Genomic DNA, 6,052 nt, shown 5'->3' with positions numbered 1-6,052 from the left:
TCATGACGAGCGCAGCCCAGGAGCACGAATCGAAGGCGTACCCGCCGAGCCCGGAGTTCACCGCCACGGCCAACGCCGGTCCGGAACTGCAGGCCGCGGCCGACGCCGATCGGCTCGGATTCTGGGACGAGCAGGCGAAACGACTCGACTGGGCGCAGCCCTGGACGGAAGTGCTCGAGTGGTCGAACGCACCGCTGGCGAAGTGGTTCGTCGGCGGCAAGCTCAACGTCGCCTACAACTGCGTCGACCGGCACGTCGAGGCCGGTAACGGCGATCGGGTCGCCATCTTTTTCGAGGGCGAGCCCGGCGATTCCCGGTCGCTGACCTACAACGACCTGCTCGCCGAGGTCTGTCGCGCCGCGAACACCTTCACCGAGCTCGGCCTGGTCGCCGGCGATCGCGTCGCGATCTACATGCCGATGATCCCCGAGGCCATCGTCACCATGCTCGCGTGCGCGCGCCTCGGCCTGACCCATTCGGTGGTCTTCGGCGGCTTCTCGTCGTCGGCACTGCGCTCGCGCATCGACGACGCGCAGGCCAAACTGCTCGTCACGGTCGATGGCCAGTGGCGTCGTGGCCAGGCCGCGCCGCTCAAGGCAGCCGCCGACGAGGCCGTCGCCGATGCGAAGTCGATCGAGCACGTGCTGGTCGTCGCGCGCACCGGCATCGACGTCGAGTGGACTTCAGGTCGCGACCTCTGGTGGCACGAGACCGTCGAGAAGGCGTCGCCGGAGCACACCGCGCAGCCGTTCGACTCCGAGCATCCGCTGTTCATCCTGTACACCTCGGGCACCACGGGTAAGCCCAAGGGCATCATCCACACCTCCGGTGGCTATCTGACCCAGGCGTCGTACACGCACCACTACGTCTTCGACCACAAGCCCGGCAAGGACGTCTACTGGTGCACCGCCGACATCGGCTGGGTCACCGGCCACAGCTACATCGTCTACGGCCCGCTGAGCAACGGCGTCACCCAGGTCGTCTACGAGGGCACCCCCAACTCGCCGAACGAGCACCGGCACTTCGAGATCATCGAGAAGTACGGGGTGTCGATCTACTACACCGCCCCGACGCTGATCCGCACGTTCATGAAGTGGGGTCGCGAGATCCCCGACGCCCACGATCTGTCGTCGATCCGTCTGCTCGGCAGCGTCGGCGAGCCGATCAACCCGGAGGCGTGGCGGTGGTACCGCGAGGTCATCGGCGCGGATTCGGCCCCGATCGTCGACACCTGGTGGCAGACCGAGACCGGCGCGATCATGATCTCGCCGCTGCCCGGCATCACCGCCACCAAGCCCGGCTCGGCGATGGCGCCGCTGCCCGGCATCTCGGCGAAGATCGTCGACGACGAGGCCACCCCGCTCGGCGCGGGCGGTAACGGCTATCTGGTGCTCGATCAGCCGTGGCCGGCGATGCTGCGCGGCATCTGGGGCGACGAGCAGCGTTACCGCGAGACCTACTGGTCGCGCTACGCCGAGCAGGGCTGGTACTTCGCCGGCGACGGTGCGCGTTACGACGACGACGGAGCGCTGTGGGTGCTCGGCCGTGTCGACGACGTCATGAACGTGAGCGGTCACCGCATCTCCACCTCGGAGGTCGAGTCGGCGCTCGTGTCGCACCCGTCCATCGCCGAGGCCGCGGTCGTCGGCGCGGCGGACGAGACCACCGGTCAGGGCATCGTCGCGTTCGTGATCCTGCGCGAGCACGTCGCCAACACCGGCGACACGCTCATCAAGGAACTGCGCGATCACGTCGCGGTGGAGATCTCCCCGATCGCCAAGCCGCGCCAGATCACCGTGGTACCGGAGCTGCCGAAGACCCGCTCGGGCAAGATCATGCGCCGCCTGCTGCGCGACGTCGCCGAGGGTCGCGAACTGGGCGACACCTCGACGCTCGTCGATCCGGCCGTCTTCGACGCCATCCGCGCCCGTTAGTTGTTGCGGGTCATGACGTTGTAGACACCACCAGGGGCTGACGAAGGCGGACGGGTCTTCCGGCGGCAGGATGGGAAGTACCACCAACTCATCCGCCGAACGAAAGAACCCGACCGCGGCGCACCGTAACGCCCCGCTGTCCGTCGAAGGTCGCCGCCGTCTCGTCGAGCGGTGCCAGACTCGTCCGCTGTCCCATGTCGCCGCCGAGATGGGGATTTCCCGGTCCTGCGCCAGCAAGTGGATGGCCCGCTACCGCGAACACGGTGAACTCGGTCTGCTCGACCGGCCCAGCGTTCCGCACCATCAGCCCACCGCGACTCCGGCCGAGACGGTGGCGCGGATCGAGACCCTGCGGCGGAGCCGTAAGTGGTCTGCGGCTCGTATCGCGCACGAGCTCGCCGCCGACGGGGTCACCATCTCGGTGCGCACCGTCAGCCGGCACCTCGCTCACCTCGGGTTGAACCGGCGCAGGTTCCTCGACCCGAACGGCGAGAACAATCGCCAGCCGCGCCGGATCATCGCCCGTTGGCCCGGTCATATGGTGCATGTCGACATCCGTGAAGGTCGGCCGGATCCCCGACGGAGGCGGCTGGCGTGTCCACGGTCGGGGCAGCGAGCAGGCCAAGAAGGTCGAGCGCGCCAAGACCGCCGGTGCCCGCGTCGGCTACGTGTATCTGCATTCGGCGGTCGACGGGTTCTCCCGCCTTGCCTATACCGAGGCCCTGGCCGACGAGAAGGCCGCCACGGCACTCGGGTTCATGCACCGCGCACGGGTGTTCTTCGCCGCTCACGGCATCGTGCACATCCATCGGGTGGTCACCGACAACGGGTCCTGTTACCGGGCGAAGGACTTCACGAAAGTGCTCCGCGGTGGCCGGCATCAGCGGATCACCCCGTACACGCCCCGCCACAACGGGAAGGTGGAGCGCTACAACCGGATTCTGGCCGAGAAGTTCCTCTACGCCCGCGCCTGGACCAGCGAACGGCAACGCGCCCAGGCGCTACAAGTGTGGAATGTGCACTACAACTATCATCGTCCGCATACTGCCGTCGGTAACCGGCCGCCCGCGAGCAAACTCCGGACCGGTGTCACCAACGTCATGACCTCATACAACTAGTTCCGTTCGTACACCGCGGGTAATACGGTCATCTCAAACTTAGAACTCATGCCTTCTCGTGGCATCTCTACCTTTTCGGGGACACAGTGTTGGCCGGTGTCTCAAAGTCCAAAGCATTCCTGGTCAGTCCAGTTATGCGCTCGATGATACGACGCCGAACTGCATAAGGGGCCCAGCGAGCCAGCGCCGCCATCAGCTTGTCATCGTTCCCGATGCGCACTCGCAAGGGTCGCTTGTCCGCTTCCAGAATGGCGCAAATTTCCACTGCGGCCTTGCTGGTGGACCGTGCGCGTCCGCCGAGTGCCCGCATTTTCTCGATCGCTGCGGCGTGAAGACCTGAATACGGACTTTCCGTAGGGCTGATCGGCACTGCTTTGGATCCGAAGGGGGTGTCGTGGTTCCCAGGCTGGATGATCAATACGTCGATTCCGAACGGTGCCAGCTCGATCGAAAGTGCTTCCGCCCATCCCTCGAGCGACCATTTGCTCGCCGCGTAGATGGAGTACATCGGATGCGCGATGTTGACCGCGTTGGAAGAGATGAGCGCGATCGTCCCCTCACCCTGGCTTCTCATGGACGGGAGCAGGAGTTTGGTCAGCTCCAACGCTCCGAAAAAGTTCGTCTCGAACTGATCGCGGATGGATTCCGATGGCAGATCCTCGAAGAATGCTGCCGTCGTATAGCCAGCACAATGGAGGACTGTCCTCGGCTGGTGGGGGGATTCCTCCAGAAGTTCGACGGCTTGCCGGCGGGATTCAGGTGAGGTCACATCGAGTTCGATGACGTTGACCAGGTTGCGATCTCCACCGTATTTGTCTACTAGTTCCCACAGATGATGCGATTTGGACGTATCGCGCATCGACGCGATCACATGGTGCCCCCGCGCCGCCATCACTGCGCTGATGTGCGCGCCGAATCCGCTGGACGCCCCGGTGACGAAGATAGGGCTGCGCCTTTGGCCGGACGTGTGAGCGTTCATATCGTTCCTCTACCAGTTGGCACCTATTACGCGCGGCGTGGCCGAGGTGCGTTCCGATTCTCGTACAGCCCGCGCCCATTCCATCTTGAGTGAGCGCTCGGCATCGAATCCGTGACGATGGATAGCTGATGTCTGCGACAGGACTGCTACGGATCGAGGACGAAGGAACACGGCACAGTGTGGTTTTCCGAAGTCCAGCCGCACGCTGCACCCGCTCCTCGCTGGCCCTTGTTGATTACCCCGGCCGTTGAAGCCCTCCACAGCTCTGAGACGGCATGCAACGGCCCTGATGCCGTCGAACCGCTTTCTCGCTTGTCGCCGTTCCGACCAGACTGATCGCGGTGGTCCCCGTGCCTGTTGTCCTTGGCGGGCAGGGAAGAGCGACTTTGCGTCGCTCGTCCTACCGCGGTATCGGCGCGTACAGCACCACGGAGTTGCCCCACGGGTCACGGATGACCGCGCGTACTTCGTGAGGTCCTTCTTCTACTTCCCGGACAACGGTTGCGCCGTGTGTCACGGCCTCGCTCACCGCCGCCGACACATCGGGAACCTTGAAGGATGCACCGACCACGCCGTCGGTGACATCTTCCTCCGGCCCCGCGATCGCAACGGTGACGCTGCCCCCGTCGAGTGCAGCGAACCGGTCCCCGTCCTGGAACTTCGTCCGCAGTCCCAGGAACGATTCGTAGAAGGTTACTGCCGCGGCGACGTCCGTCACCGGGTACATGACGTTACCGATTCCAGCATTCTCTGCCATGGGTTTCTCCGCTCGTGAAAGGTTTCGGGTGAGGCGACGCGCGCTCACAATCGTCGGGACTTCTCGTTCTCGTAGCGCTTCCTTGCTCGAGCGTTGGCAGCGCCCAGCGCAACCTGGAAGTCTGCTTCGGAGTTGTGGAACGTGCCCCAGTTTTCGAGTCGGCGTCGATTCGAGTCCTGGAAATGAGGTGCGACCTCACGCGCGAACAGTTCGTACGAATCACGGGTGTCCTGAGGGGAGGCCCAGTCCAGAACCCTGATCAAATGGGTACCGTATCCCCCGGATACCTCCTGCATGCGTTCGATATGTTCGATTGCGTCCTCCGGTGTGCCTACCACACCGAGGTTCGATGCCCGGAAGACATCGATCAGCGGTGCACCCTTGTCCAGTCCCGAGGAGTCGTAGACCGCCTTGAGGAAACTCGCATCACGGAACAGGTACCGGCCGGCGTCCTCAATTGCATAGGAAACCTGACGTTCCGCTTCTTCACGCGTGGGCGCGACATGAATGACACTCACGAGTCGCCAGTCGGCCCGAGATCCAGGGCCATGGCCGTGCAGTTCGCGTTGCTCGCTGTAGATATCCCAGTGGTCCGCGAGGACACGACTTCCGGCATCGCTCGCTGCCGCCAGAGCAAGCATCGGTAGACCGAATCTTCCCGCAAGCATGGCACCTGCCGGAGAAATCACCGCGGTGACTGCGACCTCGGGATGCGGTCGGGTGTAAGGCAACATCTGCAACTGTGCTTGCCGCAGCTCGAACCACTCGGTTTTTCGGTCGACGTAACCATCCGAGGTGAACAGCGCCAGAATCGCCTCCAACGATTCCTCCATGCGCTCCCTCAACGAAGAGTAGTCGAGGCCCATCATTGCAGCATCCGACGGCAATGCCCCCGGTCCCACCCCCATGATCAGCCGACCCCGCGTGAGGTGGTCGAGCAGGGTCATACGTTCGGCGACCATCAGGGGGTGGTGGTACGGCAGAGAGATCACTCCGGTACCCAGTTTGATGTGTCGCGTGCGTTGAGCAGCAGCTGCGATGAATACCTCGGGACTGGAGACGATCTCCCACCCACTGGAATGGTGCTCACCGATGAATGCTTCTTCGTATCCCAGCACGTCGAGGTGCTCGATCAGCTGAAGATCGCGCTCGAGGTCCCAAGTGGGATTATTGCTCGGCTTGTGCTCCGGGCCGAGGAATATTCCGAACTTCATGCGATCCCGGACATGACTGCTCACGATCGATCACTCCCTTTGGTTGATGT

The 6,052-nt window shown here is 63.9% G+C and carries 4 protein-coding genes and 1 pseudogene; 2 read left to right on the top strand and 3 right to left on the bottom strand.

The genetic code is table 11. The features are described from left to right. Positions 1-2 precede the first annotated feature (2 nt). Both acs and ACLBYD_RS27125 read left to right on the top strand, forming a co-directional pair. Positions 3-1,934 carry an acetate--CoA ligase gene (gene acs / locus ACLBYD_RS27130; protein WP_447818595.1) on the top strand — a complete coding sequence of 644 codons (1,932 nt, stop codon included), beginning with the start codon at positions 3-5 and terminating at the stop codon, positions 1,932-1,934. A 70-nt stretch (positions 1,935-2,004) separates the two neighbouring features. Continuing rightward, positions 2,005-3,052, top strand: a pseudogene (locus ACLBYD_RS27125) (IS481 family transposase). A gap of 67 nt (positions 3,053-3,119) precedes the next feature. Here the strand turns inward: ACLBYD_RS27125 and ACLBYD_RS27120 are convergent. The 3 genes from ACLBYD_RS27120 to ACLBYD_RS27110 form a co-directional block, all read right to left on the bottom strand. After that, positions 3,120-4,031, bottom strand: coding sequence for an SDR family oxidoreductase (locus ACLBYD_RS27120; protein WP_447818864.1), 912 nt, complete (start codon positions 4,029-4,031; stop codon positions 3,120-3,122). Positions 4,032-4,431: 400 nt separating this feature from the next. Further along, positions 4,432-4,788 (bottom strand): VOC family protein, encoded by a 357-nt coding sequence (locus ACLBYD_RS27115; protein ID WP_447818863.1) that lies wholly within the window; start codon positions 4,786-4,788, stop codon positions 4,432-4,434. A gap of 44 nt (positions 4,789-4,832) precedes the next feature. Beyond that, positions 4,833-6,026, bottom strand: a complete 1,194-nt coding sequence (locus ACLBYD_RS27110) for an LLM class flavin-dependent oxidoreductase (RefSeq protein WP_447818862.1) — start codon at positions 6,024-6,026, stop codon at positions 4,833-4,835. Positions 6,027-6,052 lie beyond the last annotated feature (26 nt).

It is taken from the genome of Rhodococcus sp. C26F (assembly GCF_053345925.1).
This window is presented reverse-complemented; position numbering and strand designations above follow the sequence as displayed.